This window comes from Thermodesulfobacteriota bacterium, assembly GCA_040755095.1.
Lineage (GTDB): Bacteria > Desulfobacterota > Desulfobulbia > Desulfobulbales > JBFMBH01 > JBFMBH01.
In genome coordinates, this window is record JBFMBH010000053.1 from 1 (window position 1) to 24632 (window position 24632).

Consider the following 24632-nt stretch of genomic DNA (forward strand, 5'->3'; position numbering starts at 1 on the left):
CTCGGTTGCCGCCAGCCAGACCGGTGGGGATGGCGGCGCCGGCTCCGATGGCGCCACCGGTGGTGCCGGCGCCCCTTCCATCCTCACGGATGGGGTGAGCGGGGCCACTGCCGGTGGCCTTACCCTGACCCAGACCGCCGCTGCCGGCGATGGCGGCGCCAGTGATACCGGCAGCGCCGGCCAGGCCGGCAACGCCTCCTCCAGCCTCACCGCCGCCAACACCGGCGGCGGCACGATCAACGGCCAGATCGCGGCCACCGGCGGTCGCGGCGGCAGCGGCATCACGGCCAGCCATGGCGGCAGCGCCACGGCCAGCGCCGCCCTCAGCTCGGCGGCCGCCAGGAATGTGACTGCTCATGTCACCGCCACCGGCGGCCAGGGAGGGGGCGGCACCGGCGCCGGCACGGCCGGTGACGGCGGCGGCGTCAGTCTGGGCGCGGTGAGCGGCACCTCGGATGGCGGCACCGTGTCCGTGACCGGCTCGGCCCGGGGCGGGAGCGGTGGCAGCGCCGCCTCCGGCACCAGCGGCGCGGCGGGCAGTGGCGCCGCAGTTTCCCTCACCGATGCGGTGGACGGCACCACCACCGGCGCCACCAATCTGTACCAGCATGCCTACGGTGGCGACAGTGGCAACGCCTTCGACGGTGCCGGTGGCAGCGCCGGCACCGCTGAAAGCCGCCTCACCAAGACGAAGAGCGGCGGCGGCTCCCTGTATGTCGAAACAACGGCCCAGGGCGGCGGCGGCGGATACCGCTCCTCCAGTAGCGGCACGGCCGTAGCAGGCGCCAGCGCCACGGCCACGGCCAACGCCAGCAACGACGCCGGTGCAGCCCGGGCCGACAGCAACGCCCTGGGCGGCGCCGGCGGGGTGGGCTACTACGGCGCCAATGGTGGTGGCGGCGGTGGCGCCATCTCCTTGGCCGAGGCTGCCACCACGGGCGACAACAACACGGTGGTCTCCTACGGCTCGGCCCAGGGTGGGGCCGGCGGCCATGGCTACTATGCCGGCGCCGCTCGCCAGGCCGGGGCCGGCGGCTCTGCCAGCAGCCAGTCCACCGGCACCGCCACCGGCAACAGCGCGGTGGGGGTGAGTGACACGGCCTACGGTGGCGCCGGTGGCGGCATCTACTCCAACGGCGTCGGAGACGGCGGCGCGGGTGGCGATGCCGATTCCCGGGCCACCGGCAGCAATGCCGGCAGCCAGTCGGTCACCGCATCCAGCACTGCCCGGGGCGGCGGGGGCGGGGTGGGCTCATCGGGCTATGCCCGGGGTGCCGGCGGCAACGCCCGGGCCGCGGCCACGGGCACCGGCCTGGGCTATGTCCATGCCGCGGCCACCGCGGAAGGCGGCAGCGGCCGGACCGGCGGCACGGCCCTGGCCACCGCCACCGCCACCGGCAGCAGCGGCTCGGCCACCACGGCGGCTACCGCCAATCAGGGCAGGGTGACCTCTCTGCGCACCACCGCCACCGCACCGGTGGCGAGCACCGTGTCGGCCGCCTCGTGGTCTGCGGTGGGACAGCTCGCCCCGGTGGCGTCTTCCGGTCTCCAGGCCTTTGCCTTTGCCACCGGCCTGCCGCAAGACAACGATGTGCGCCGGAGCCTGGCCGGCCACCCGTCGGTGCGCCAGAACTTCGATATCGGCGGCAGCAGCGACATGCTCCTTCTGGGCTCCATGGGGGCCGCCTACCCCTTGAGCGGCTCTGGCCAGAGCCGGACCTTCAGCAGCATGATCGACATCGATCTCGATATGAGCGGCCTTTCCGACCAGAGCCTCCTGGTCGGGCTCTACAATCTGGACTGGGGCCTGGACGGCTTCGACTCCCTGCGCTTCCGGGTGGCCATGGAGGGCAGCTGGGCGGTGGATACCACCTTCACCGACCTGGGCACCGCCACCGCCTATTTCACCGATAACACCCTGGACCTGGGCTCCTGGCAAGACGGCCTGGTCGGCAATCTCGATCTCACCTTCTATCTTGATCTCACCACCCATGACCTGGGCGAGGGCTGGCGCTTCGACATCCTGGCCGGCAACTCGACCCTGGGCTCCGGCCCACCGGTGCCGATTCCGGGCGCGCTCTGGCTCCTGGGCAGCGGCTGCCTGGCCCTGGCCGGCCTGCGCCGGAGGCTTGGCAACAGCTGACGGCTTCATCCCATCCCGCACTCCAATGGCCACCGGCTCGGTTTTGCGCGCCGGTGGCCATTGTCTTGGCTGGAGGCTCGCCCAGTCACAGGGAGCGCATGCCGAGCCTTTCCCGCAAGGCCATGACCAGGAAGCAGCAGGAGGCACGACGATGCGATGGCTGGGGATGATCGTTACCGGGCTCGTGCTCGGGCTCGTGGGCTGGACCCAGGACGGGCGCGCTGCGACCGAGGTCAGCGGTGTGATCGACCAGGAGACGACGTGGCGCGAGGCCGATACCCCGCACCGGGTCACGGGCGGGGTGTCGGTGGCCCCCGAAGCAACCTTGATCATCGAGCCCGGGGTGGAGGTGCTCTTCGACGGCCCGTTCGCCATCCAGGTGGAAGGGACCCTGCAGGCCCGCGGCACCGCCGAGGCACCGATCCGGTTCCGGGCAACGGCGCCCTGGCAGCCTTGGGGCTACATCCTGTTCCGCCCGGGCAGCACCGCGGCGGAGCTGGATGCGCAGGGCGGCTACCTGGCGGGCTCGGTCCTCGAGCATTGCCTGGTCACCGGGGCCGGTGGTCTGGCCGTCGAGGACAACGGCGCCATCATCATCGACAGCGCCTCACCCCTGATCAGCCATTGCCAGATCATCCGCAACCGCAGCCGGGGCATCGAGATCCATCACGGCGGAGCGGCGATCATCCGCAACAGCACCATTGCCTGGAACACCTGCAGCGGTACCGAGGCCGGTGGCGGTGGCATCCGGGTGCAGAGCAGCGAGCCGGTCATCATCGATGGCAACCGGATCACCAACAACAGCTTCACCCATGATGGCTGGGGCGGCTATTACCAGAGGGGTGGCGGCATCCTCGCCTCCGGCAGCTCCGAGACGCCGATCCTCGTCACCAACAACCTGGTGGCCGAGAACGCGGCCAACGGCGGGGGCGGCATCTACGCCACCGGTGCGGTGATCCAGGGCAACCTGGTGCGGGGCAACATCAGCCGTGGCTCGGACGGCGGCGGCATCGCCGGCCGCTCCTGTGTCATCACCGGCAACGTCGTGGTGGGCAACAGCTCGGACGGTGACGGCGGCGGCATCAGTCAGTCAGGCGGCGCAGACAGCGACCCGGAGATTGCCCACAACGTGGTGGCCGAGAACCTCTCCAGCGCTGCCAGTGCCAACGGTGCCGGCCTGCAGGTGACCGCCTCGCACTCGCTGGTCACAGGCAACGCCGTGGTCAACAACATCGCTTCCGCCGGCCAGGTTGGCAGCACGGGTCAGCCCCGGGTGACCGGTCTCCATCTGAATGCGCCCAACAGCGGCGGCACCATCGCCCTCAACACCATCTGTGGCAACCAGGCGGCCAACACCGTCGACCCGGTGGCCGGCTTCATGGTGGCCTATTCGGGCTGGACCTACACCGGGCCGCTCGTCATCCGCGACAACAACCTGTTCAACAACATGGGGTTTGAGCTCTATGTCTTCACGGGGATGAATTCGCCCCCCCTGGCCGCGGAAGACAACTTCTGGGGGACCAGCAACCAGACCGCCATCGCGGCCGAAATCCACGACTGGCAGGATGACGCCACCCTCGGTGTCGCCGATTTCCTGCCCTTTGCAGGGGTGCCGGAGACCGAGGCTCCCGTGTCCCCGCCCCGCGGCCTGACCGCACGGAAAGAAGCGGTGGATGGCCAGGTGACCTTCACCTGGCAGCCGAATCCGGAGCCGGATGTCGCCGGCTACCGGCTGTACTGGGCCCAAGGCCCTGGCACCGGCTACGACCATGTCCTCGATGTGGGCAACCGCACCTCGGCCGAGCTCACCGGCCTGAGCGGCAGCTACCGCGTCGCCGTCTCGGCCTACGACCACCAGTACCTGGGAGAGGATGATGATCCCCTGACCATCGTCAACGAGGCCCAGACCTCAGGCCATGAAAGCTGGTACTCCACGGCAACGGCACTCCATGTCGGGCCCGCCCTGGCCCTGGCCCAGTGGACCCTGGATTTCGGCAACATCGCCATGGGGACCTGCGCGGCGGCCCAGGAGCTGACCATCACCAACACCGGCGACGAGCTCCTCACCATCGACGGCGTGACCGTGGCAGGTCCCCAGGCCGAGGCCTTCCTGCCCCCGGACGACCTGTCCGCCTGCAGGACCTTGGCGCCAGGGGGGCAGTGCACCCTGGCCATCGGGTTTTGTCCGGCCGGCCCCGGCCTCAAGGATGCCACCATCGCCTTGCGCACCAACGATACCGAGGCCGCAGGTCGCGAGCTGCGGCTGGTGGGGGTCGGCGACCCGCCAGGCCGACCGGCGGAGATCATCTGGGAGCACCCCTCGTCCGGGGGCGGCACCCCAGCCATGGGTGCCAACGGCGACCTCTATGCCGGCTCCAACGAGCGGCCGCCCGGCACCAACCTGTGGCAGCTCTATGCCTTCCGCTCCGATGGCACCGTGAAGTGGCAGCACGACATCGAAGGTGATGCCGCCAACGCCGCCCCGGCGGTGGCTCTGGACGGGACGATCTATGTCACCCCGGTCTATGGCCAGAAATTCTACGCCCTGACCCCGGACGGGGAGGAGAAATGGGTCTTTCAGGAGCCGGCCTGGGCCGCAGGGGAGGGCTGGACCTGGTCGTCGCCGGCCATAGGCCCGGATGGCACCATCTACTTCGGCTCCCGGGAGCCGGGCGAGGGAAACGATTTCGCCGGTGGCAAGCTCTACGCCCTGAGCCCGGACGGCACCCGGAAATGGGCGACCGTGGTGGGAACACCCAGCACGACCCCAGCCATCGCTGCCGACGGCACGATCCATGTGGGTACGGGCACCGGTCTGCTCTACGCCCTGGACCCGCAAGGAGGGATCAAGTGGATCTTCACCCCGGAGCTGCCGTACTGGGTGGAGTCCACCCCGGCCATCGGTCCGGACGGGGTGGTCTATGTGGGCAGCATGGGCTATGGCGGCAAGCGCCTCTATGCCATCGGCCCGGATGGCGCCGAGCGCTGGTTCTTCGAGGCCGGCGCCCGGCTGAATCGGGGCCCGGTCCTGAGCGAGGACGGCACGATCCTGATCGGGGCGGAAGACGGCGAGCTCCGTGCCCTGAGCCCGGAAGGCGTCCAGCTGTGGTCCTTCCGGGCCGGCGGCGGACTTCTTGCCGCCCCCGCGATCGGCGCGTACGGCACCGTCTTCTTCGGTGCCGCGGATGGCAAGCTTTACGCCGTGAACCCCCATGGCACCCTGAGCTGGACCTTCGACGCCGGGTCGCCGGTGGCGTCCTCGCCTCTGATCGGCCCTGACGGGTCGCTCTATTTCGGCACCAGCTTCGGCTCGTTCTTCGCCCTCTCCGGCCTGTCGCCGGGTCCGGCCGCCTCCGCCTGGCCCATGCCCGGCCACGACTATCGCCGCAGCGGCGTGGCCGCCACCCCTGTTGCTCCCTGCTACCCTGGTGCCAAGGCTGGTGATGACATCCTGGCCGCCGAGGGCGAGCCAGTCGCCCTGTCCGGGGAAGGCTCTGCCTCCGCCTCGGGCGGCCCCCTCCTCTTCCGCTGGCAACAGCTGTCTGGCCCGCCGGTCGCGCTCTCCGATCCCACCGATCCGCGACCAGCCTTCCGGGCCCCGACCGTGGGCGCCGCCGGTGCCACGCTGCTCTTTCGGCTGACCGTCACCGATGAGAACGGGCTCGAAGCCAGCGACCTGACCGAGGTGCAGGTGACGGACACCCTGGTGTCACCGGCCGCGGTGTCTTTCGGCTCGGTGGAGACCGGCCAGGCCGGAGCCCCGCTGACCATGGCCATCCACAACACTCACTCCACCGCCATGGTGGTCTCCGGGATCGGGCTTTCCGACCCGCTCGATTTCAACCTTGACCTTGACGCCCCAACCGTGAGCCCGGTGGCAGATCTGCCCCGGATCATCCCTGCCGGCGACACCGCCTTCTTCGTTCTGTTCTTCTCTCCCACCACCGCCGGTCACTTCCAGGAACGACTGGTGGTGGAGACCAGCGACCCCGACAGCCCCCGGGTGGAGATCCCCCTGTCCGGCTGGGGACAAGGTCCCCTGCCGGAGGGCCAGGAATTCGTCGTCCGCCTGGGAGAAGACACCGTGTGGACTGCCGGGAATATCCGGGAGGTCGCTGGCGGCGGCTGGTCCGATGGCCAGAACGCCACGGCCAGCGTGGACGTGGGCCCGTACGAAAGCGGCCAAGCCCAGGCCTGGGCTGGCGTGCGCTTCCGGGTCGAGGAGGGGCCCTACGGCGCCACCGTCGCCGATGCCACCATCGCCATCACCCTCCGGTACCAGCTGGCCGTGGACTTCGACGCCCTGACGCCGCAGGCCATGGGCGGCGGCTCGGCGGACAGCCGGCTTTACGGCTGGATTCTCGTCTACAAGCAGGAGCTGGACAGCATCGATTTCGTCCATCAGCCCGGGCAGGACAGCCGGTCCGCCACCGTGACCATGACCCATCGGCTGGCCGGCGCCCCTACCTGGACCCATCTCTACGCGGGTCAGACCTACGAGGTGAAAGGGGAGCTCGCGGTCCATGCCGAGATCTTCAAGGGCAACCAGGCGTTGGCCTCCGGGGAGGTCACCGTGGAGCGGGTGGCCATCCTGTTCGACGACACGGTTCGTGCCCCCCGGCCGGACATCAGAGGCAACAATCAGGATGGCCCGCTGGCCCTCACCACCGATCAGCCGGTGGCGCTGTCCATCGCGCTGGATGCCGGCAGCCGTGCCGGGGAACGGAACGACTGGTTTCTGCTCGTCGAGCGGGACGGGCACCTCGCCTCCCTGGTGACCAGGCCCCTCCGGGTCATCCCTGGGGTGCGGCGCCTCCTGCGGGGGCCGCTGGTGGATGTCGACCCGATCACCGTCCTGGACAGCCGGCTGCCCGCCGGCAGCTACACCTTCCACTTCGCGGTGTCCGGGGCCAGGACCTGGGTCGACAGCCTCCGGCTCCAGGTCCGGGAGGGCCAGGCCCCCGCTCCCTGATGAGCGGCCAGGACCGGCCGTACCCCAATGGGTGCAACGCCGGAAGTTGGCCATGGTGGTCTCCCATAAGTCCTATAGGTCCTATAGGTCCCATGGGTTCATGGGTCCATGGGAGCTGTGGGAGTCATGGGAACAGAAAAAGAGAGGAGACGCATCATGCTGACCGGTGTCGAGGCCTTGGCCCGGCTGCGGGCAGGAAATCGGCGCTTTGCCGACAACGTCAGGAGCCTCGACGCGCTCCTGTCCCACACCCGCCGCTCGGAGCTGGCGGCCGGCCAGGCGCCTCTGGCCATCGTCCTGGGCTGCTCGGACTCCCGGGTGCCGGCGGAGTACTCCCTGGAGAGTGGCCTGGTGGAGCTCTTCGACGGGCTGCCGGAGGGGGCTTGAGGGCCGGCGGCATGCCCGAAAGCCCTTTCAACCCGTTCGGTCATCAGCTATAATCCGGCTCCGGAACGGAAGGCCGCCCCGGCGGGCGGCCTCCGGTCAGCCTTCCCCTGATGCTTTGCCCCCGAGGTGGCGCCATGAACGCGAGCCAGTCCTTCCGGATTTCCCTGCCCACCCGGATCCTTTTCGGTGTTGGCAGCATCAACGACCTTCCCCGCTCGGTGGGTGACCTCCTGGGCGCGAAGATTCTCCTGGTCCTGGACCCGGGCCTGGCCGCAGCCAACCTCGTGGAGAAGATCACCGCGCCTCTGACTGCGGCCGGCCTGGCCTTCGTGCCCTTCGACCGGGTGGATCCGGAGCCCAGCCTGCGCCTGGCGGACGAGGCGGCGGCCCTGGCCGTCGGCGAGGGCTGTGATGTGGTGGTGGGGGCTGGCGGCGGCTCGGCCATGGATGTCGCCAAGGCGGCGGCCATGCTGGCCACCAATGGCGGCGCGGCCGAGGACTACCTGGGCCTGGGCAAGGTGAAAAGGCCTGGCCTGCCCACCATCATGGTGCCCACCACCGCCGGCACCGGCGCCGAGGTCACCTTCACCGCGGTGTTCATCAACGAGAAGACCCAGTCCAAGGGCGGCATCAACTCCGATTTTCTTTATCCCAACACCGCCATCCTGGATCCGAGCCTGACCGTCAGCCTGCCCAAGACGGTCACGGCCTACACCGGCATCGACGCCTTCACCCATGCCCTGGAGGCCTTCGTCTCGGTGCAGGCCAATGCGGTCTCGGATCTCTATGCCCTGGAGGCCATCACCCTCATCAGCCGCTGCCTGGGGCCGGCCTGCGCCAATGGCCGCAACCTCGAAGCCAGAAGCTCCATGCTCCTGGGCAGCCTCCTGGGCGGCCAGGCTCTGGCCACCGCCGGCGTCGGCCTGGTGCATGCCATGGCCTACCCCATGGGCGGCATGCACCGCATCCCCCACGGCCTGGCCAACGCGGTGCTCCTGCCCTATGTCATGGACTACAACCTGGTTGCGGTCCCGGACCGCTTCCGCACCGTGGCCTGGGCCATGGAAGCGGCCCCCCCCCAGATCTCGGCCCGGGAGGGAGCGGAGGCCGCGGTGCAGGCGGTGCGGCGCCTCAACCGGGACATCGGCATCCCCTCCACCCTGGCGGCCCTGGGCATCCCGGCCGAGGACATCCCGAAGATGGCGGACATCGCCCTCACCGTCACCCGGCCGGTGGAGAACAACCCCCGGCGGCCGACCCGGGATGAGGTGATCGCCGTCTACCAGCAGGCCCTGGCCGGTGTCTGAAATTCCTTGTTGGGCATTCTGCGGCTCGTCGTTCACGGTAGCGTTTGACCATTGTCGGAGGCAGGAGACCCCCCATGCCCGGATTCGAGGTCTTTGGCGAGGAAGAGAAGAAGGAGATCCTGGAGGTCCTGGAGACCGGGGTCCTTTTCCGCTACGAGTTTCCCAATGAGCGGCGGGGCATCTACAAGGTGCGGACCTTCGAGGAGCGCTTTGCCGCCTTCTGCGGCTGCGCCCATGCCCAGGCGGTCACCTCCGGCACCGCGGCCCTGAAGGTGGCCCTGGCCTGCCTGGGGGTCGGCCCCGGCGACGAGGTCATCACCCAGGGCTTCACCTTTGTGGCCACCTGGGAGGCCATCCTGGACGCCGGCGCGGTGCCGGTCTTCACCGAGATCGATGCCACCCTCAACATGGATCCCGCGGACCTGGAGAAGAGAATCACCCCCCGGACCCGGGCCATCATCCCGGTGCACATGCTGGGTGCCCAGGCCCGGATCCAGGAGATCATGGCGGTGGCCAACCGCCACGGCATCCCGGTGATCGAGGATACGGCCCAGAGCGCCGGTGGCGCCCTTCTTGGCCGCATGCTGGGCACCTTCGGCCGCTGCGGCACCTTCTCCTTCGACGCGGTCAAGACCATGACCTGCGGCGAGGGCGGGATGATCATCACCGGCGATGCCGAGCTGTGGCGGGCCATGAGCGAGTACCACGACCACGGCCACGACCATGTGCCCAACCCCGGCGCCCGGGGCGGCGAGGGCCGGCGGTTCGTGGGCTTCAACTACCGGATGATGGAGCTGCAAGGCGCCATCGGCTGCGCCCAGCTGGCCAAGCTGCCGGCCATGATCGCGGCCCAGAAGACGCACCATGCCCGGCTGCAGGAGCTTCTCGCCCGCATCCCCGGCATAAGCTTCCGGGAGATCCTGGACCCGGCCGGCGACACCGCCACCTTCCTGTGCTTCTTCCTGCCGGATGCGGAACAGACCACCCGGGTCAACGCCGTTCTCCGGGAGCACGGCGCTGGCGCCATCCCCTTTGGCAGCAACACCTGGCACTTCTACCCCCGCTGGGAGCACCTGGTGGCAGGCGCCACCGTCACCGCCAGCGGCTGGCCCTTCAAGGAGCCGGACGGCCGCAGCCGCGCCCTCTACGACCCGGCGGCCCTGCCCGCCTCCACCGCCCTCATGTCCCGCTGCCTGGGCTACCAGATCCCGGTGCGGCTCTCCGAGGAGCGGCTCCGGCAGCTGGCGGACGCCATCGGCGCCGCCGCGCGCCTCTAGCCATCCCGCGGTGCCATGGCCGAAACCCTTGCCTCGCCCCAGGTGGTGGCCCTGATCCCCGCCCGCCACCAGTCGAGCCGCTTTCCCGGCAAGCCCCTGGCCGCCATCCTCGGCCGGCCGATGATCGAGCACGTCTACCGGCGGGCCTGCCAGGTAGCCAGCCTGTCCCGGGTGGTGGTGGCCACCGACGACGAGCGGATCGCCGCCTGCGTCCGGGGCTTCGGCGGCGAGGTGGTCCTGACCCGGGAAAGCCACCCCACCGGCACCGACCGGCTGGCCGAGGCGGCCGGGCTTCTTCGCCTCTCCGACCAGGACATTGTGGTCAACATCCAGGGCGACCAGCCCCTGTTTCCGCCCGCGGTCATCGACGAGCTGACCCGGCCCATGCTGGCCGAGCCGGATCTGCCCATGGCCACCCTGATCTACCGGATCCGCCGGCCCGAGGAGATTCGGGATCCCAACCACGTCAAGACCGTCTTCGACCGGCAGGGGAACGCCCTCTACTTCTCCCGGGCCACCATCCCCTTTGACCGGGACGGCGGCAGGCCCGGCCCGTTCTACAAGCACCTGGGCTTCTACGCCTACCGCAAAGGGTTTCTCACCATCTTCGTCGGCCTGCCGGAAGGGGACTGGGAGCGGCGGGAGCGGCTGGAGCAGCTCCGGGCCCTGGAGCACGGCTTCCGGATCCGGGTGGTGGAGACCGGCCACGACTCCATCGAGGTGGACACCCCGGCCGATGTGGCCCGGGTGGAGGAATGTCTGCGGCAGGCGGCCGCCGGGCCGCCGGCTCGCTGTTGAGGCCGCCGCCCTGCCCGGGGCCGGCCGCAAGGGAGACCGCACGTGCACCCATTGGCGTCGACGATCGTTCTTCTCATCTGCAGCAACGTCTTCATGACCTTTGCCTGGTACGCCCACCTCAAGGAGCTGGGCCACAAGGTGTGGATCGTCGCCTCGCTGGTCAGCTGGGGCATCGCCCTGTTTGAATACCTGCTGCAGGTGCCAGCCAACCGGATCGGCTACACGGTGCTGTCCGTCGGCCAGCTGAAGATCATTCAGGAAGTGATCACCTTGAGCGTCTTTGTCCCCTTTTCGTTGTTCTACCTGCGCGAGCCGTTGAAGCTGGATTACCTGTGGGCGGGCCTTTGCCTGGTGGGCGCCGTCTACTTTGTCTTCCGCAGCCAGTTGGCGTAAGCCAAGGACCCTTTGCCATGACCAAGAAGATCGCCATCATCGGCGCCGGCAATGTCGGCGCCACCGCGGCCCACTGGGCCATGACCAAGGGACTGGGCGAGGTCGCCCTCGTCGATGTCGTGGAGGGCATGCCCCAGGGCAAGGCCCTGGATCTCGCCCAGTCAGCGCCCCTGGCCGGCTTTGCCCACGGCATCCGGGGCGCCAACGACTTTGCGGCCCTGGCCGGCGCTGATGTCGTGATCATCACCGCCGGTCTGGCCAGGAAGCCGGGCATGAGCCGGGACGACCTTCTGGCCAAAAACGTGGCCATCGTCCGCGCCTGCAGCGAAGAGGTGGCGCGCTATGCCCCCGAGGCGGTGCTGCTGGTGGTCACCAACCCCATCGACGCCATGGTCTACACCGCCTTCAAGGTCTCGGGCTTCGCCCGGGAGCGGGTGATCGGCATGGCCGGGGTGCTGGATTCGGCCCGCTACCGTCTCTTCCTGGCCCAGGCCCTGGGGGTGGCGCCCCGGGACGTCACCGCCCTGGTGATGGGCATCCACGGCGACAACATGCTGCCCCTCACCCGGCTGGCCAGTGTGGGCGGCGTGCCGGTGACCGATCTCTTGTCCGCCGAGGAGCTGGCCGCCGTCGTCCACCGCACCCAGCATGGCGGCGGTGAGATCGTCGGGCTGCTCAAGACCGGCTCCGCCTTCTACACCCCGGCCCTGGCGGTGATCGGGATGGCGGAGGCCATCCTGACCGACAGCCGGCGGGTGCTGCCGTGCGCGGCGTATCTGGACGGGGAGTTCGGCATCGCCGGCTGCTTCCTGGGCGTACCGGTGGTGCTGGGCCGGCGGGGGGTGGAGCGGATCATCGAATTCCCGCTCACCGGCGAGGAGCAGGCAGCCCTGGCCGCCTCGGAGCGGGCGGTCCGGGAGCAGATGGCGGCCACGGGCCTGTGACGCCGTGGGCCCGCCCCTGCCCGCCGGATTCCCGGGCGCCATGACTGCGGCCCCGGCGGCATTGAGCCAGGCCCTGGCGACCCTGGCGGACCGGCGCTTCTGCCCGCTCGATCTCATCCCCCAGGAGAGCCTGGCGGAGAAGCTCATCGAGCTGGATCAGCTGGGGCCGCCGGCCGCAGCCGGCGCCATCGGCACCGAGCTGGCAGCCATCGGCCGGCTGCTGGCCGCCACCGACACCCGGCAGGTGCGGGTGGTGCTGTTTGGCGGCGGCACCGGGCTCGCCAACCTGGTGGGCGGTGACTCCCGCAACCCGGCCTGGACGGCGTCGCCTTTCCGGGGCCTCAAGGAGCTCTTCCCCCACACCACCTCGGTGGTCTGCGTCACCGACGACGGCGGCTCCACCGGCGAGATCCTCAAAGACCTGCCCCTGGTGGCCCTGGGGGATCTGCGGCACGTGCTCCTGGCCTCGATCCAGGAGCAGCAGCTCATGGAGCGCTATGGCCTGACCGGCCAGCAGGCCCGGGCCCTGGCCGCCCTCCTCTTCCGGCTCTTCAACCACCGCTTCCAGGAGCCGCCCTTGTCGGCGGCGGCCCTCCTGGAGGCGGCCGGCGTGGATCCCGAGGCCATGCCCCCGGCCATGTGGCGGGGCCTGGCGCCGCTGGTGCGCGCCCTTTTCGCCGACCCCCGCCTTGCGCCCACCCTGGCCCGGCCCCAGTGCCTGGGCAACCTGCTCCTGGCCGCGGCGGCCTATGCGCCCAACAACGGTGCCGGCATCAGCGACGCGCACCCCGGGCCGGAGGCGGTCCTGAAGGGCCTGCAGACCCTGGCCTGCTTCCTGGCCGCCAACCCCTTCGGGGTCCTGCCCTGCACCCTCACCCCGGCCCAGATCAAGGTCCTCTACGCCAACGGCGTCCTGGTGACCGGCGAGGCCAAGAGCGGCACCGCCCTTCGCGGCTATCCCGTGGATCGGGTGCTGGTGGAGTTCGCCGGGCCGCCGGCGGTCCCTGCCGAGGTGCTGGCCGCCGTGGCCGAGGCCGATATCATCGCCTTCGCCCCGGGCAGCCTGTTCACCAGCATCGTGCCGGTCCTGCAGGTGCCCGGTCTGGCGGCAGCGGTGCGGGCCAACACCAGGGCGTTGAAGATCCTGGTCGCCAACCTCTGGGTCCAGGAAGGGGAGACCGACAGCGCCCGGGAGCACCCCGAGCGGCGCTTCCACGTCTCCGACCTGCTCAAGGCTTACCAGCGCAACATCCCCGGCGGCGTGCACGGCCTGTTTCAGCTCGTCCTCACCACCGGTCTCCAGCACATCCCCGGCCATGTGCTCCAGTCCTATGCCGTGGAGAACAAGGTGCCCATCTACCTGGACCGGGAGGCGGTGCGGAGACTGGGCTTCGAGCCCATCGCGGCCATGCTCTTCTCCCCGCAGGCCTTGCGGGAGCGGCGGGTCATCCAGCACGATCCGGCCACCATGGCCCGCACCTTCCGGGTGCTGTGGGCGATCCGGGACGAGCTGCCGGCAGGGCCGGCAGCCCTGGCCGCTGCCCTGCCCGAGCCTCCGGCGGTCCTCCACCCCGACCGCCAGACCCCGGCCGCCCGCCTGGCCGCCATCCGGCAGCGCCTGGCCGCCCTCCGCCTGCCGCCGGCTTGCCTGTCCCGCATCACCGCCATCCTGTGGCGGCATCGGGACATCCGCCTGATGCACCTGGCCTATCTGGACGGCATCGTGCCGGTGGCGGCCGGCGCCTGGCCCCGCAGCCAGGAATGGGACAATGTCTTCTCGTTCTACGAGCCGGAAACGCGGCTGGTGAAGATCCGGGAGGATGTCTGGGAGCGGCCGGACCGCTTCGAGGTGGCCTTTCTGGTGGCCCTGGGCCAGTCGCTCCTGGGCAACTACGCGGCGGACAAACGGATGGAGGCCATCGCCTTCGAGGGGGAGGAACTGGGCAAGGTGTTCTTCCTGACCGTGCGGCCGGCGGCCGAGCGCCAGTGCCTGTTCACCGACGCCGAGCTGGACGACTATCTGACGCTGGCGCGGCTGCGGCCGTCCGTCACGGTGCCTCGCCGCTACCAGCGGCTGGTGAGCGGGCCGGAGGGCTTCACGCCGCCGGGTCTTCTCTTCGGTCTTCTGTTCGCCTGGTACCTGGACAACCGCTTCGAGGCCCACATCGACTACAAGATGACCATCGTCAAGAACCGGGTGTCGGACCTCATCCACGAGCAGGGCCGCATTCTGGTCCGCCGGCAGGGTCTCATCGACTTCTTCCGGGAGCGGGTCTTCGGGGACCGCCGGCCGCTGCCGGCCTAGACCGCCTCCTCTCGCCCACCTGACCTCTGGCGGCCGGCGGTCGCAAGCCCGCAGATCCGGTCCCGCCCACTGTGCTTGGCGCGGTAGAGGGCGGCGTCGGCCCGGGCCAGGGCCATCGCCGGCTCCCGGTCCTCCCGGGTGGCCACCGCCAGCCCCAGGCTGGCGGTCACCGCCACCGGCTCCCCGGCATCCCGGGCCACCGGCGTACCGCGGATGGCGGCCCACACCCGTTCGGCCACCGCCTGCACCTCGGCAGCTCCGGTGTTGGGCAGGAGAAGCAGAAACTCCTCGCCACCGTAGCGCCCCACCAAGTCATAGCGGCGGACCGTCTGGCGCAGCCGTTGGCCCACCGCCTTCAGCACCTCGTCCCCGGTCTGATGGCCGAAGGCATCGTTGACCCACTTGAAGTGGTCGATGTCCACCATCACCAGGCCCAGGGCGTCGGCAAAGCCCCGCCGGACGCGCTCGTGCTCCTCGTCCAGTCGGGCCATGAGGAAGCGGCGATTGGCCACCGTGGTCAGGCCATCGGTGACCGCCATCTCCTCCAGGTGACGCCGGGCGTCGGCCAGCTCGCGAGTGGCCACGGCCATCAGGGCACAGAGCACACCGAAGGCGACGGTCAGGACCACCAGCAGCACCACCAGAGAGGAGGTGGCCGTGGCCTTGAGCTGCCGCAGGGCCGGGGTGACATCCACGGACACCTCGACGGCGCCGGCGATCTGGCCCGCCGGGGTGATGACGGGAAGACAGGTCTCCACCACGTCCACCTGGTAGCGCTGCTCGCCTGCCAGGTCCAGGATCGAGCCTTTCCGGGTGAGCCTGGACACGGTCTGGCCGGTGAGCGCCGCACCCAGGGTCGTGTTGTCCGCATCCTTCTGGCCGATGATCCCGTGGTCGGTGCTGTAGACGATCTCCTTGTCCGGCGCAAAAAACTTGATCCTGAGCATGTTGAAGGGGGCCAGATAGCCGGTCATCCGGCGGTCAAGGGTGGCAAGCCCCTCGGGGCTGACGACCAGCATCGGCTTGCCCCCCGGGCCCTGACCGAGAAGATGGCCGCTTTCCTGGGTAAAGATCGCCCGGCCAATGCCCACCGCCGTCCGCTCCGCGTCGCCGATGACCGAGCGCTCGGAGACCCTGGTGATCCCCAGACCGGTGAAGACCATGATGAGCACGATGGCACCCAGGGACAACAGGGCAAAGAGCTGCAACAGCCCCTGGGGGCCCCGGCGCCGATGCGCCCGAAAGACCAGCTCGTCGTGCATGTGACCTCCGGCGGTCTGTGGTCTGTCGCGGCCGCGAGTCCTCATCGATGCCATCATACACCATGGCCCGGCCGGGGAACAAACGGCCGGCGGCAGCACCTGGATATTCGACAAGGCCGGCGCCGGGCTGGATGCTTTGGTCCTGCAAGCGGGCGCACAGAGGGCGACGCATGCGTCGCCCTGCGGGCGATCGCCCACCCCGTTGACGCCTGGGTGCCCACGTGGTCGAAGCCGAATTGACCGGGCCTCTGCTTATCGAATATGCGGCAGCAGCACGGCGACAGCTGCAGGCAGGATGGCAAGGGGCAAGGGGCAAGGGGCAAGGATGAAGGATGAAGGATGCGGCCAGGAAAGGGCGAACAGGGCGGCTAGCGCTGCAGGTGCTTCATGAGGTAGACCCGCAAGGGGCAGCGGCAGTAGTGCTCGCCACCCAGATCCAAGGCGAAGCGGCAGGCGGCCGGAAGCGGCTCGAAGCAGGCCAGGTAGGTGGCGCGGCCGACGTCCACCGCCCGGCACAGCTGGACAAAGCCCTGCTCCACGCAACGGAAGGCCTTGGGGCAGTCCAGCTCAGTCAGGATCTCGGCGATGTGCTTCCGATGGATTTCGTCCAGGCTGATGCCGGCCAGCCTCTCCAGGCAGCGGGCCTTGAGATCCGTCTCGGCGGCCATGGCCGTCCCTCACCCGAGCCCCACCACCTTGATCTCGAAGGTCAGGTTGCGGCCGGCCAGGGGGTGGTTGCCGTCCACGGTCACCTGGTCTGCCTCGATCCGGACGATGCGGCCCTCCACCTCGGTGCCGTCGGCCCGCCGGAAGGCGACCTCTGTGCCGGTTTCCCGCGCGCAGCCCGCCGGCAGCTCGGCGGCGGCCACGGTCCACACCAGGGCCGGATCCCTGGCGCCATAGGCGTCGGCAGGCTTGAGCGTCACGGTCTTCGTCTGGCCCAGGCTCATGCCCAGGAGCGCCTGCTCGAAGCCCTTGAGCGCCTTGCCTTTGCCGGCCACCAGCTCCAGGGGCGGCTTGCCGACATTGCTCTCGAAGACCGAGCCGTCCTTGAGCTTGCCGGTGTAAACGATCCTGACCTTCGAGCCCTTCTTCACCTGTGCCATGGCTGCCTCCCGGTGTTCTGATCACCCAGGCTTGCCACTCTATTTTCCGGAAATGGCGCTGTCAAGATCTCGGCGCCGCCCGGGGCGCCGGCGTCTCGGTTGGCCCCCGCGCTGCCGGCCCCAACCGGCCGGATCACCACGGATCGGATCCCTGGTCAGATGTGAAGTCCATTGACATGTTTGGCGGTTTTCTGGGAAGCTAAGTCATTGCGGTCAACGGCACCCAGCCAGCGGTTCCGGCGGTGTCTTGGCACGACGGGCCGCCCTGGCCCGGATCCTCCATCCAGTTCCGACCAGCGTGCAACCCCGGACCGCGCTCGGCGGTGCCGGCCTTCGCCACGACCTGCCAGCAAGGAGCCTTTGCCATGCGACACGCCTGCGCCATCCTCGTCCCCCTGGTTCTCGGCCTTTTTTTCACCTCCCCTTGCGCTGCCGAAGGCCTGACCCCGGACCAGCAGGCCAAGCTGGCTGCCAAGGTGCAGGCCTTCCAGGCCTGGAGCACCGACCCGGCTGTGGTCGCTGCGGTCAAGGCTTACAACGCCAACCCGCCAGCCGAGGCCAGGACCATGACCAACGAGGCCTGGAAGGCCCTCACCGTTCTCGATCCCTTTGTGCGGGGTCTGGCCAAGAACGAGCTGGCGACGCATCTCAAGTCCACGAAGGACGACACGGTGAGCGAGATCTTTGTCTCCGGCGCCGATGGCGGCAAGGTCGCCTTCCTGGCCAAGACCACCAGCTGGAGCCACAAGGGCAAGGCCAAGCACGACGAGCCCATGGCCGGCAAGACCTGGCAGGGACCGGCGGAGGTGGATGAGTCCACCGGCCAGCTGCAGGTCCAGATCGGGCTGCCGGTGCTGGACGGCGCCACCCCCATCGGCTCCATCGTCATCGGCCTCAGCATCGCCAAGCTTTAGCCCGCGCCACACCGTTGTCTCGTCAGGCGGGATGCCGGGCCTGTCCCGCCATCCCGCCTCAGGAGGCTTTTTCGCCATGGGTATCTCCCGCAAGCTGCTGCTGCTCCTCCTCCTGACCCTGGTCATCACTGCCGCCACCGCCGGAGCTGCCGGCTGGCTGATCCAGCGGGTGGCGGCCGAAGGGCGGCAGCTGCTGGATCAGCAGGCCGCGGAAGGCCAACAGGTGTTCCAGCTGGTGCAGGACGCGGCCCAGGTCCAGGCCACGGTGCAGGAGCTGCTCCGCAGCGAGGACATTGACCGCATCGAGCAGCTCATGGCCAGAAATGATCGGGTGATCGCCGATGCCCGGGCCTCCCTGGGGGCATTGGCCGATGGCGAGGAGGCGGTTGCCGCCCTGGCGACCCTGACCGCCGCCAACAGCAAGGTGGTGGCCACCTTTCTGCAAGGCAGCCAGGCGGTGGCTATCCAGTTTGCCATCGAGGAGGCGAACCCGGCCTTCGAGGCCCTGATGGCCGCCATCGACCGGCGGCAGGCCCTGGCCCGGGAGCGCGCGGCCAGGAGCCTCGCCGAGACACAAGCCCGGATTCGCCGCCAGGTCAGCGCCACGGCCGGGGCCGTTGGTGCTGGTCTGCTGGTCCTCGCCGCGGTGGGCTGGCAGCTGTGGCGGGAGACGACCAGGCGCCTCACCGGTGCGGCCGACAGGCTGCAGGAGGTGACCCTGGCGATCGGCCACGCCGCCGATGAGATGGTGGCCTCCAGTCACGCCCTGGCCCAGGGCAGCGGCCAGGGGGCGGCTGCGGTGGAAGAGACCACCGCCGCCATGGCCGAGATCGAGAGCATGGTGCGATCATCCGCCGAGAACGCGGAGAACGTACGCCAGGTAGGCAGTGAGGCCCGCAGCGCTGCCGAGGCCGGGGTCGAGCAGGTGCGGCGGATGGCCGGCGCCATGGACGAGATCAAGGCCGCCAGCGCCCAGGTGGGCCGCATCGTCAAGGCCATCGACGAGATCGCCTTCCAGACCAATCTCCTGGCCCTGAACGCCGCGGTGGAGGCGGCCCGGGCCGGTGAGGCCGGCTTGGGCTTCGCGGTGGTGGCCGAGGAGGTGCGCAGCCTGGCCCAGCGTAGCGCCCGGGCAGCCCAGGAAAGCGCCCAGCTCATTGCCGAGGCCAGCGCCAGGGCCGACAACGGGGTCAGCGTCAGCCAGGAGGTGGGTGCCACCTTTGACGCCATCGCCCATCGGGTGCGCACGATCGACACCCTGATCTCCGGCATCGCCGCCTCGTCCCAGGAGCAGGCCCAGGGCATCGGCCAGATCGACACCAGTCTCGCCGAGATCGACAAGGTCACCCAGGCCACCGCCGCCTCGGCCGAGGAGACGGCAGCGGTCGCCCAGGCCTTGGGCCAGCAGACCGGCCATCTGCAGGCCACGGTGCGGGATCTGCAACGGCTCCTGCACGCCACCGGACCAGGCAGCAGCCTGGCTGCACCCGAGGCCGGGGCCCACCGGCTCCGCATCCCCAGGCCGGCGTGACCATCCGGCCTCCGTTCTTCAGCGCTCCCCTCGCCGCCGGCTGCCGGCAACGATGTCCAGGATCTCCTGGGTGGCGGCCTCGCTGCGGCTGGCGGCCAGCTGGCGCTGGACCCGGGCCCGGCCGCTGGCCAGCCACTGCCGTGCCCCTTCCGCGGCGGCCAGCCGCATGCCCTGCTCGGCGGCCAGGGCGTCCAGCATGGTCTCGTGGAGGGTGATGTACAACAGCTCCCGCACCACCACCCCGGCCAGGTGATCGGCCGGCACATAGGGCGAGGGTCCGGGGCACGGGGTGGCCTCCTGGGGCGCCACCGGCAGCAGGCGGGTGATGACCGGTGTGGAGTGGCCGACGCCGTCGAAGCGGGCGGCCAAGAGATGCAGGCCACCCAGCCGGCCGTCCTGGACGTCGGCGGCCAGGTCTTGCACCAGGCGCAGCAGCAAGGGGGCCAGGCCGTCGAGACTGGCCGGGGCCTCGTAGCTCCTGGCCGGGGTCAGGCCTGCCCGGGCCAGGCGCGGCACCAGCCGGCGTCCCACCAGGTAGACCGGTCCCAGGCCCAGGCGGCCGTGGGCCGCCACCGCCTCCTGGGCGAGGCGGGCGTTGTAGTCGCCACACAGCCCCAGATCCGAGGCCATGGCCAGGAGGCCCGCCGCCGGTAGCCGCTCCTGCCGGGGAGCGGCCGGGGGCAGCACCGCCCGCATGGCCTCGATCTCCTGCCGGTAGCGCCGGGCCGCCGGCAGGGCCTGGCGGAGCAGCCGGAAGTGATGGGCCGCCAGGGCCTGCATGGCGCTGACCGCATCCTCCAGGGTGGCCAAAAGGGCCAACCGCTGCTGCAGGGCCAGCTCCCGCCTCATGGCCTGGCCTCCGGCACCGCCTGCCGGGCCCGGGGCACCAGGTCCGCCACCGCCTCCGGCCAACCGGTTGCCGGCAGCTGCCCTTTCTCCAGACTGGCCGTAAGCTCCGGCAGCTCCCGCCGGGCCAGCTCCACCAGCGCCGCTACCAGGAAAGGCGCCTGCCAGGGGGCCAGATCACCCAGCCAGCCCTCACTGACCGCCGCCAGGGCCAGCACCTGCTCGGCGTAGCCGCGGGGCGCCATGCGGCCCTGGCGCAGCAGGGTGCGGAGGGTGCTCCCTTGCGCCAGGCTCTTCCGGGTGGCGATGTCCATGTCCAGGCCGACCCGGGCCAGCCGCTCCAGGGACTCGAAGCGGGCCAGCTGGATGCGCAGATTCCGGGCCACGGCGCGCAAAGCCGGGGGCTGGGCCTTGGCGCCGATCCGCGACACGCTGCGGCCGATGTCGATGGCCGGTCGCTGGCCCCGCTCCCAGCGGCCGGTGTCCAGGTACATCTGGCCGTCGGTGATGGAGATGAGGTTGGTGGGGATGTAGGTGGAGATGTCGCCGTCCGTGGTCTCGGCCAGGGGCAGGGCGGTGACCGAGCCACCGCCCCGATCCTGGGCCAGCACCGCCGCCCGCTCCAGGAGCTCGGCATGGATATGGAAGATGTCCCCCGGATAGGCCTCCCGGCCCGGCGGCCGGTCCAGGAGCAGGGCCAGCTCCCGGTAGGCGTCGGCGTGCTTGGTCAGGTCGTCGTAGACCACCAGGGCGTCCTGCCCGCGCTCCCGGAACCACTCGGCCACCGAGGCGCCGGCGTACGGGGCCAGGTACTGGAGGCCGGGGCTGGCCGCGGCCTGGGCCGCGATGAGGGCGGTGTTGCCGAGCCGGCCTGCCCGCTCCAGCGTGCTGCGGATCTCCAGAACCCGGGACATGGGCTGGCCGATGACCACGTACACCGCGGCCACCTCCCCCGGCACCTGCGCGGCCACCACATCCAGGGCCAGGGAGGTCTTGCCCACGTTGCGGTCGCCGATAATGAGCTCCCGCTGGCCGCGGCCGATGGGGATGGCGGCATCGATGGCCAGCACGCCGGTGGCCAGCGGGGTGTCGACATTGCGGCGCTCCGGGATCTCCGGCGCGGGCCGGAAGAGGGGCAGGCGCTCGGCTGGCGCGATGGGCGGCCCCTCATCCAGGGGGTGGCCCAGGGGGTCCATCACCCGCCCCAGGGTGGCGGCGCCCACAGGCACCTCCGGCAGCCGGCCCAGGCCCACCACCCCCTCCCCCTGCCGCACCTGGCGGGGCGCCGCCAGAAGCAAGGCGCCCACCCCCTCCGGCCCCAGATCGTAGGCCATGCCCAGGCCGCCGGCATCGAAGGCCAGCATCTCCTCGTAGCGTACCCCCGGCAGACCGGCGATGAAGGCCACCCCGTCGCCGACCCGCTGGACCACCCCCCGGGGCCGCAGCTGCTCGGCCAGGGAAACGGTCGCCACCGCGGTGGCCAGGGCCGACGCCAGCCGGTGCGCCTTCCCGGTCATGACCAGCTGCCGTCCCTGGCCGCTGCCGCCAGCCGGTCAGTCAAGGCCCGGCCGGCAAAGGCGGCCAGACCCGCCACTGTGGCATCCACCTGCCCCTGGGGGGTCACGATGCGCACCCCGCCCACCAGCTCCGGCAGCACCCGGTAGCGCAGCTCGCTGGCCGGCTCCAGGGCCTGGGCCAGCGCGGTCCGCTCCTCCTCCCCCAGGGGCCGGGCCGCCTCCACCGTCACCGGTCCGGCCGCGGCTGCCCATCCGGCCAGCTGCCGGCCGGCGGCGGCCAGCAGGGCCGCATCCAGATCCGGGCCGCCGATCTCCGCCAGCAGGCGGCCCACCACCTCGCCGGCGGCCAGCGCCAACGCCTGGGCCAGGCGGGCCTCCTCCTCCGCCTCCAGATGCGCCGCCTCGCCGAGGATGGTCGCCCGGGTCGCCTCGGCCTGGGCGCGACTGGCGGCCACCAGCGCCGCCGCCTCCTGGCGCGCCCGCTCGCGGCTTTCCTGCCGCAGGCGATCCAGCTCGGCCTGCAGGGCCTGCTGCCGGGCCTGGGCCTCGGCCAGCAGCCGGCCGGCGGCCGCCTCCTGCGCCGCGGCCTCCTCCTGCCGGGCCTGGAGGTCGGCCCGCCGTTCGGCCAGGGCCCGGCGCACCGGCTTCAAGAACAGCCAGCCCAGCGCCCAGGCCAGGACCAGGACATTGGCGGTCTCGAAGAGAAAGGTGCTGGCAAAGGGCGACACGGCGGTCATCCCCCGGCGACCAGGGCAAAGGGGTTGGCGAAGAGCAGGATGAGGGCGATGACCAGGCAGAAGATGGCGGTGGACTCCACCATGGCCAGGGAGACGAACAGGGTGCGGGTGATGGACCCCGCCTCGTCCGGCTGGCGGGCCAAGGCGTCCATGGCCGCGGCGCCGATGCGGCTTTCGCCCAGGGCCGCGGCGATGGCCCCCAGGCCCATGGCCAGGGCGGCCGCGGCAATGGAGGCCACGGCAATCAGGGTCTGGTCGCTCATGCTCCCTCCTCCGCCCCCAGGGCGGCACCGATGTACACCGTGGCCAGCACGGTGAAGATGTAGGCCTGCAGCAGCCCGATCAGGACATCCAGGGCCATCATGGGTGTCGGGACCAGAAAGCCGGCCAGGGCCACCAGCAGCCCCACCACCAGATGGCCGGACATGATGTTGCCGAACAGGCGCACCGCCAGGGCGATGGTGCGGGACAGCTCGGAGATGAGATGCAAGGGGAGAAAGAGCGGGTTGGGCCGGACGTAGTGCCCCAGATAGCCGGCCAGCCCGTGGCGCACGATGCCGGCCACCGGCACTGCCAGGAAGACCACCGCGGCCAGGGCCGAGGTGGTGGCCAGGCTGCCGGTGGCCGGCCGCAGCCCCGGGAGCTGTCCCGCCAGGTTGCAGGCAGCGATGAAGAGGAAGAGGGTGCCGGCCAGGGTCGCCACCCGGGGATGGTCGCGGCCGACGATACCCCGGACCAGCTCGTCGAGCCATTCCACGGCCAGGATCGCCAGGATGGCCCAGTCGTCATGGCTCCCCCGGACCACCCGGCGGGCCAGGAGCCCGGCGGCGACCACCAGCGCCACGCTCACCGCCGCCGAGACCAGCATGGTGCCGGTGACCGGCACCGGGCCCAGGAGGAAGACCACCGGATCGCCGAAGATGTGCAGCCTCATGATCCCTCCCGCCGCCGGCGCAGGAAGCAAACCCCGCAGAAGAAGCCCACCCCCCAGCCCAGAGCGGCCGGCACGATGCCGCCGTAGAGCGCGGCCACAACAAGCGCCAGCCCCACCGCCACCAGGCGCAGGAGCCCGGCCACCGCCAGACCGGGTCCCGGCCGCCGGACGCCGGCCAGCAGCCACAGCGCCTGCCCGGCCCCCAGGGCCAGGCCCGCCGGCAGCCACAGCCAGGCCCATGCCGTCATGGCTTCCTGCCTCGCAAGGCCCGCCAGGCCACCAGCCCGCCCAGGGCGGTGCCCAGGGTCAGGAACAGCAGGGTGGCGTGCACCCCGGTCTGCCAGCGCCGGTCCAGGGCGTGCCCCAGCCAGGCGCCGCCGCCCGCGGCCAGGGCGATGGGCCAGCCCACCATGCCCGCCAGGCCCAGGGACTGCCAGAAGCTCCGCGCCCCGTGCTCCCGCCGCTGCCGGCGGGCGGCATCCCGGCCGAGAGCGGCCCGGGAATCGGCACGGCGATGGAGGGTAGGGATGGTCACCGGTCCTCTCCCAGGGCGCGGGGGCCGGTCCGGGCCTCCCGTCCCATCTCCTGGAGGATGCTCCGCTCCAGGCGGCCCAGAGCCACCCGGGCCTCCTGCTCCGCACCCGGCAAGGCCAGGGCCTGATCCAGCTCGGCGATCACCGCGGCAAGCTCGCCGCCCACCACCGCCAGGGGGGTCAGAAGGCTGGCCTGGCCGCCGTCCAGCCGCAGCAGCCCACCGGCCGTGCCGGCATAGGAGACGGCATCCGCGGCCCGGAGCAGCACCAGGCCCGGCTCCACCGCCACCAGACACGGCTCGCCCCCCGGCCGCAGCCCCACCTGGCCGGTCACCGTGGGAATGCGAACCGCGAAGAGGTCCGCCTCCAGGACCACCCGACCCGGGGTGCGGATCACGAAATGGAGCGGCGGCCTAGCCATGGGCCAGCGCCGCGGCGGTCCCGCGCCGCCACCGGCCTTCCGGCGAGAAACGCTCCCTGGGCCAGGGTGCCGGTCATGGGGTGTCAGGTCAGGTCGTGTCATGCGCAGGCCTCCAGCAGCCGGCGATCGCGGAGCAGCACCCCGCCGCCAACCTGCCAGCAGGCTAGAACGACCGAGCGGCGGGAGTCAACAGTCCGGCCCGCCGGCCGCCCCGGTCCGGCGCCCGAGCCCGACCTCCCATCATCCCCGTCCCCCTGGACAGGACGTCGGACCACCTGGCCTCGGGAGGTCTGGGTGGATGTCGC

Annotated in this window: 22 protein-coding genes; 11 read left to right on the plus strand and 11 right to left on the minus strand. The window is 70.9% G+C overall.

Annotation, left to right across the window (positions count from 1 at the left end; all coding sequences use genetic code 11):
• The 9 genes from AB1634_09600 to AB1634_09640 form a co-directional block, all read left to right on the plus strand.
• Window positions 1-2143, plus strand: a 2143-nt coding sequence (locus AB1634_09600; GenBank protein ID MEW6219770.1) for a hypothetical protein, incomplete at its 5' end; no start/stop codon positions are given.
• Window positions 2144-2294: 151 nt separating this feature from the next.
• Window positions 2295-7115, plus strand: a complete 4821-nt coding sequence (locus AB1634_09605; protein ID MEW6219771.1) for a PQQ-binding-like beta-propeller repeat protein — start codon at window positions 2295-2297, stop codon at window positions 7113-7115.
• Window positions 7116-7271: 156 nt separating this feature from the next.
• Window positions 7272-7502, plus strand: coding sequence for a hypothetical protein (locus AB1634_09610; protein ID MEW6219772.1), 231 nt, complete (start codon window positions 7272-7274; stop codon window positions 7500-7502).
• A gap of 134 nt (window positions 7503-7636) precedes the next feature.
• Window positions 7637-8809 carry an iron-containing alcohol dehydrogenase gene (locus AB1634_09615; protein MEW6219773.1) on the plus strand — a complete coding sequence of 391 codons (1173 nt, stop codon included), beginning with the start codon at window positions 7637-7639 and terminating at the stop codon, window positions 8807-8809.
• Window positions 8810-8883: 74 nt separating this feature from the next.
• Window positions 8884-10086, plus strand: a complete 1203-nt coding sequence (locus AB1634_09620; protein ID MEW6219774.1) for a DegT/DnrJ/EryC1/StrS family aminotransferase — start codon at window positions 8884-8886, stop codon at window positions 10084-10086.
• Window positions 10087-10101: 15 nt separating this feature from the next.
• Window positions 10102-10884 carry a 3-deoxy-manno-octulosonate cytidylyltransferase gene (gene kdsB / locus AB1634_09625; GenBank protein ID MEW6219775.1) on the plus strand — a complete coding sequence of 261 codons (783 nt, stop codon included), beginning with the start codon at window positions 10102-10104 and terminating at the stop codon, window positions 10882-10884.
• Between the two features lie 42 nt (window positions 10885-10926).
• The gene (locus AB1634_09630; protein ID MEW6219776.1) at window positions 10927-11277 is read left to right on the plus strand and encodes a DMT family protein; all 351 of its coding nucleotides are present in this window, start codon (window positions 10927-10929) and stop codon (window positions 11275-11277) included.
• A 17-nt stretch (window positions 11278-11294) separates the two neighbouring features.
• Window positions 11295-12221, plus strand: a complete 927-nt coding sequence (gene mdh / locus AB1634_09635; protein ID MEW6219777.1) for a malate dehydrogenase — start codon at window positions 11295-11297, stop codon at window positions 12219-12221.
• Window positions 12222-12261: 40 nt separating this feature from the next.
• Window positions 12262-14526, plus strand: a complete 2265-nt coding sequence (locus AB1634_09640; protein MEW6219778.1) for a 2-phospho-L-lactate transferase CofD family protein — start codon at window positions 12262-12264, stop codon at window positions 14524-14526.
• Here the strand turns inward: AB1634_09640 and AB1634_09645 are convergent.
• The 3 genes from AB1634_09645 to AB1634_09655 form a co-directional block, all read right to left on the minus strand.
• Window positions 14523-15788 (minus strand): GGDEF domain-containing protein, encoded by a 1266-nt coding sequence (locus AB1634_09645; GenBank protein MEW6219779.1) that lies wholly within the window; start codon window positions 15786-15788, stop codon window positions 14523-14525. The two genes, AB1634_09640 and AB1634_09645, sit on opposite strands and share 4 nt — an antisense overlap.
• A 368-nt stretch (window positions 15789-16156) precedes the next feature.
• Window positions 16157-16456: a hypothetical protein gene (locus AB1634_09650; protein ID MEW6219780.1), complete on the minus strand. Its 300-nt coding sequence runs from the start codon at window positions 16454-16456 to the stop codon at window positions 16157-16159.
• Window positions 16457-16465: 9 nt separating this feature from the next.
• Window positions 16466-16894, minus strand: coding sequence for a peptidylprolyl isomerase (locus AB1634_09655; protein ID MEW6219781.1), 429 nt, complete (start codon window positions 16892-16894; stop codon window positions 16466-16468).
• Between the two features lie 365 nt (window positions 16895-17259).
• On the opposite strand from AB1634_09655, the gene AB1634_09660 reads away from it, so the two are divergent.
• Window positions 17260-17808, plus strand: a complete 549-nt coding sequence (locus tag AB1634_09660) for a hypothetical protein (GenBank protein MEW6219782.1) — start codon at window positions 17260-17262, stop codon at window positions 17806-17808.
• A gap of 76 nt (window positions 17809-17884) precedes the next feature.
• Window positions 17885-19339: a methyl-accepting chemotaxis protein gene (locus AB1634_09665; GenBank protein ID MEW6219783.1), complete on the plus strand. Its 1455-nt coding sequence runs from the start codon at window positions 17885-17887 to the stop codon at window positions 19337-19339.
• Between the two features lie 18 nt (window positions 19340-19357).
• Here AB1634_09665 and AB1634_09670 read toward each other — a convergent pair whose 3' ends face one another.
• The 8 genes from AB1634_09670 to AB1634_09705 are packed head-to-tail and all read right to left on the minus strand — an operon-like array spanning window position 19358 to window position 24327.
• Window positions 19358-20188, minus strand: coding sequence for a FoF1 ATP synthase subunit gamma (locus AB1634_09670; GenBank protein ID MEW6219784.1), 831 nt, complete (start codon window positions 20186-20188; stop codon window positions 19358-19360).
• Window positions 20185-21702: a F0F1 ATP synthase subunit alpha gene (locus AB1634_09675; protein MEW6219785.1), complete on the minus strand. Its 1518-nt coding sequence runs from the start codon at window positions 21700-21702 to the stop codon at window positions 20185-20187. Before AB1634_09675 ends, AB1634_09670 begins: the two co-directional genes overlap by 4 nt.
• Window positions 21699-22439 (minus strand): hypothetical protein, encoded by a 741-nt coding sequence (locus AB1634_09680; GenBank protein ID MEW6219786.1) that lies wholly within the window; start codon window positions 22437-22439, stop codon window positions 21699-21701. The genes AB1634_09675 and AB1634_09680 overlap by 4 nt, the downstream gene beginning before the upstream one ends.
• The gene (locus AB1634_09685) at window positions 22436-22702 is read right to left on the minus strand and encodes a F0F1 ATP synthase subunit C (protein ID MEW6219787.1); all 267 of its coding nucleotides are present in this window, start codon (window positions 22700-22702) and stop codon (window positions 22436-22438) included. Before AB1634_09685 ends, AB1634_09680 begins: the two co-directional genes overlap by 4 nt.
• On the minus strand, window positions 22699-23373 hold the full coding sequence (gene atpB / locus AB1634_09690) for a F0F1 ATP synthase subunit A (GenBank protein MEW6219788.1): 675 nt from the start codon (window positions 23371-23373) through the stop codon (window positions 22699-22701). The genes AB1634_09685 and atpB overlap by 4 nt, the downstream gene beginning before the upstream one ends.
• Complete coding sequence (locus tag AB1634_09695; protein ID MEW6219789.1) at window positions 23370-23621, minus strand: hypothetical protein; 252 nt, start codon at window positions 23619-23621, stop codon at window positions 23370-23372. Before AB1634_09695 ends, atpB begins: the two co-directional genes overlap by 4 nt.
• The gene (locus AB1634_09700; protein MEW6219790.1) at window positions 23618-23908 is read right to left on the minus strand and encodes an AtpZ/AtpI family protein; all 291 of its coding nucleotides are present in this window, start codon (window positions 23906-23908) and stop codon (window positions 23618-23620) included. The genes AB1634_09695 and AB1634_09700 overlap by 4 nt, the downstream gene beginning before the upstream one ends.
• Window positions 23905-24327: a hypothetical protein gene (locus AB1634_09705; GenBank protein ID MEW6219791.1), complete on the minus strand. Its 423-nt coding sequence runs from the start codon at window positions 24325-24327 to the stop codon at window positions 23905-23907. The genes AB1634_09700 and AB1634_09705 overlap by 4 nt, the downstream gene beginning before the upstream one ends.
• Window positions 24328-24632: the final 305 nt, after the last annotated feature.

Bases quoted from the DNA above. Each gene is read 5' to 3' on its own strand.
- AB1634_09645 (MEW6219779.1), bottom strand. From the start codon at position 15,788: ATGCACGACGAGCTGGTCTTTCGGGCGCATCGGCGCCGGGGCCCCCAG.
- mdh (MEW6219777.1), top strand. From the start codon at position 11,295: ATGACCAAGAAGATCGCCATCATCGGCGCCGGCAATGTCGGCGCCACC.
- AB1634_09695 (MEW6219789.1), bottom strand. From the start codon at position 23,621: ATGACGGCATGGGCCTGGCTGTGGCTGCCGGCGGGCCTGGCCCTGGGG.
- atpB (MEW6219788.1), bottom strand. From the start codon at position 23,373: ATGAGGCTGCACATCTTCGGCGATCCGGTGGTCTTCCTCCTGGGCCCG.
- AB1634_09680 (MEW6219786.1), bottom strand. From the start codon at position 22,439: ATGACCGCCGTGTCGCCCTTTGCCAGCACCTTTCTCTTCGAGACCGCC.
- AB1634_09615 (MEW6219773.1), top strand. From the start codon at position 7,637: ATGAACGCGAGCCAGTCCTTCCGGATTTCCCTGCCCACCCGGATCCTT.
- AB1634_09670 (MEW6219784.1), bottom strand. From the start codon at position 20,188: ATGAGGCGGGAGCTGGCCCTGCAGCAGCGGTTGGCCCTTTTGGCCACC.
- AB1634_09610 (MEW6219772.1), top strand. From the start codon at position 7,272: ATGCTGACCGGTGTCGAGGCCTTGGCCCGGCTGCGGGCAGGAAATCGG.
- kdsB (MEW6219775.1), top strand. From the start codon at position 10,102: ATGGCCGAAACCCTTGCCTCGCCCCAGGTGGTGGCCCTGATCCCCGCC.
- AB1634_09605 (MEW6219771.1), top strand. From the start codon at position 2,295: ATGCGATGGCTGGGGATGATCGTTACCGGGCTCGTGCTCGGGCTCGTG.
- AB1634_09705 (MEW6219791.1), bottom strand. From the start codon at position 24,327: ATGGCTAGGCCGCCGCTCCATTTCGTGATCCGCACCCCGGGTCGGGTG.
- AB1634_09685 (MEW6219787.1), bottom strand. From the start codon at position 22,702: ATGAGCGACCAGACCCTGATTGCCGTGGCCTCCATTGCCGCGGCCGCC.
- AB1634_09660 (MEW6219782.1), top strand. From the start codon at position 17,260: ATGCGACACGCCTGCGCCATCCTCGTCCCCCTGGTTCTCGGCCTTTTT.
- AB1634_09650 (MEW6219780.1), bottom strand. From the start codon at position 16,456: ATGGCCGCCGAGACGGATCTCAAGGCCCGCTGCCTGGAGAGGCTGGCC.
- AB1634_09655 (MEW6219781.1), bottom strand. From the start codon at position 16,894: ATGGCACAGGTGAAGAAGGGCTCGAAGGTCAGGATCGTTTACACCGGC.
- AB1634_09665 (MEW6219783.1), top strand. From the start codon at position 17,885: ATGGGTATCTCCCGCAAGCTGCTGCTGCTCCTCCTCCTGACCCTGGTC.
- AB1634_09620 (MEW6219774.1), top strand. From the start codon at position 8,884: ATGCCCGGATTCGAGGTCTTTGGCGAGGAAGAGAAGAAGGAGATCCTG.
- AB1634_09640 (MEW6219778.1), top strand. From the start codon at position 12,262: ATGACTGCGGCCCCGGCGGCATTGAGCCAGGCCCTGGCGACCCTGGCG.
- AB1634_09675 (MEW6219785.1), bottom strand. From the start codon at position 21,702: ATGACCGGGAAGGCGCACCGGCTGGCGTCGGCCCTGGCCACCGCGGTG.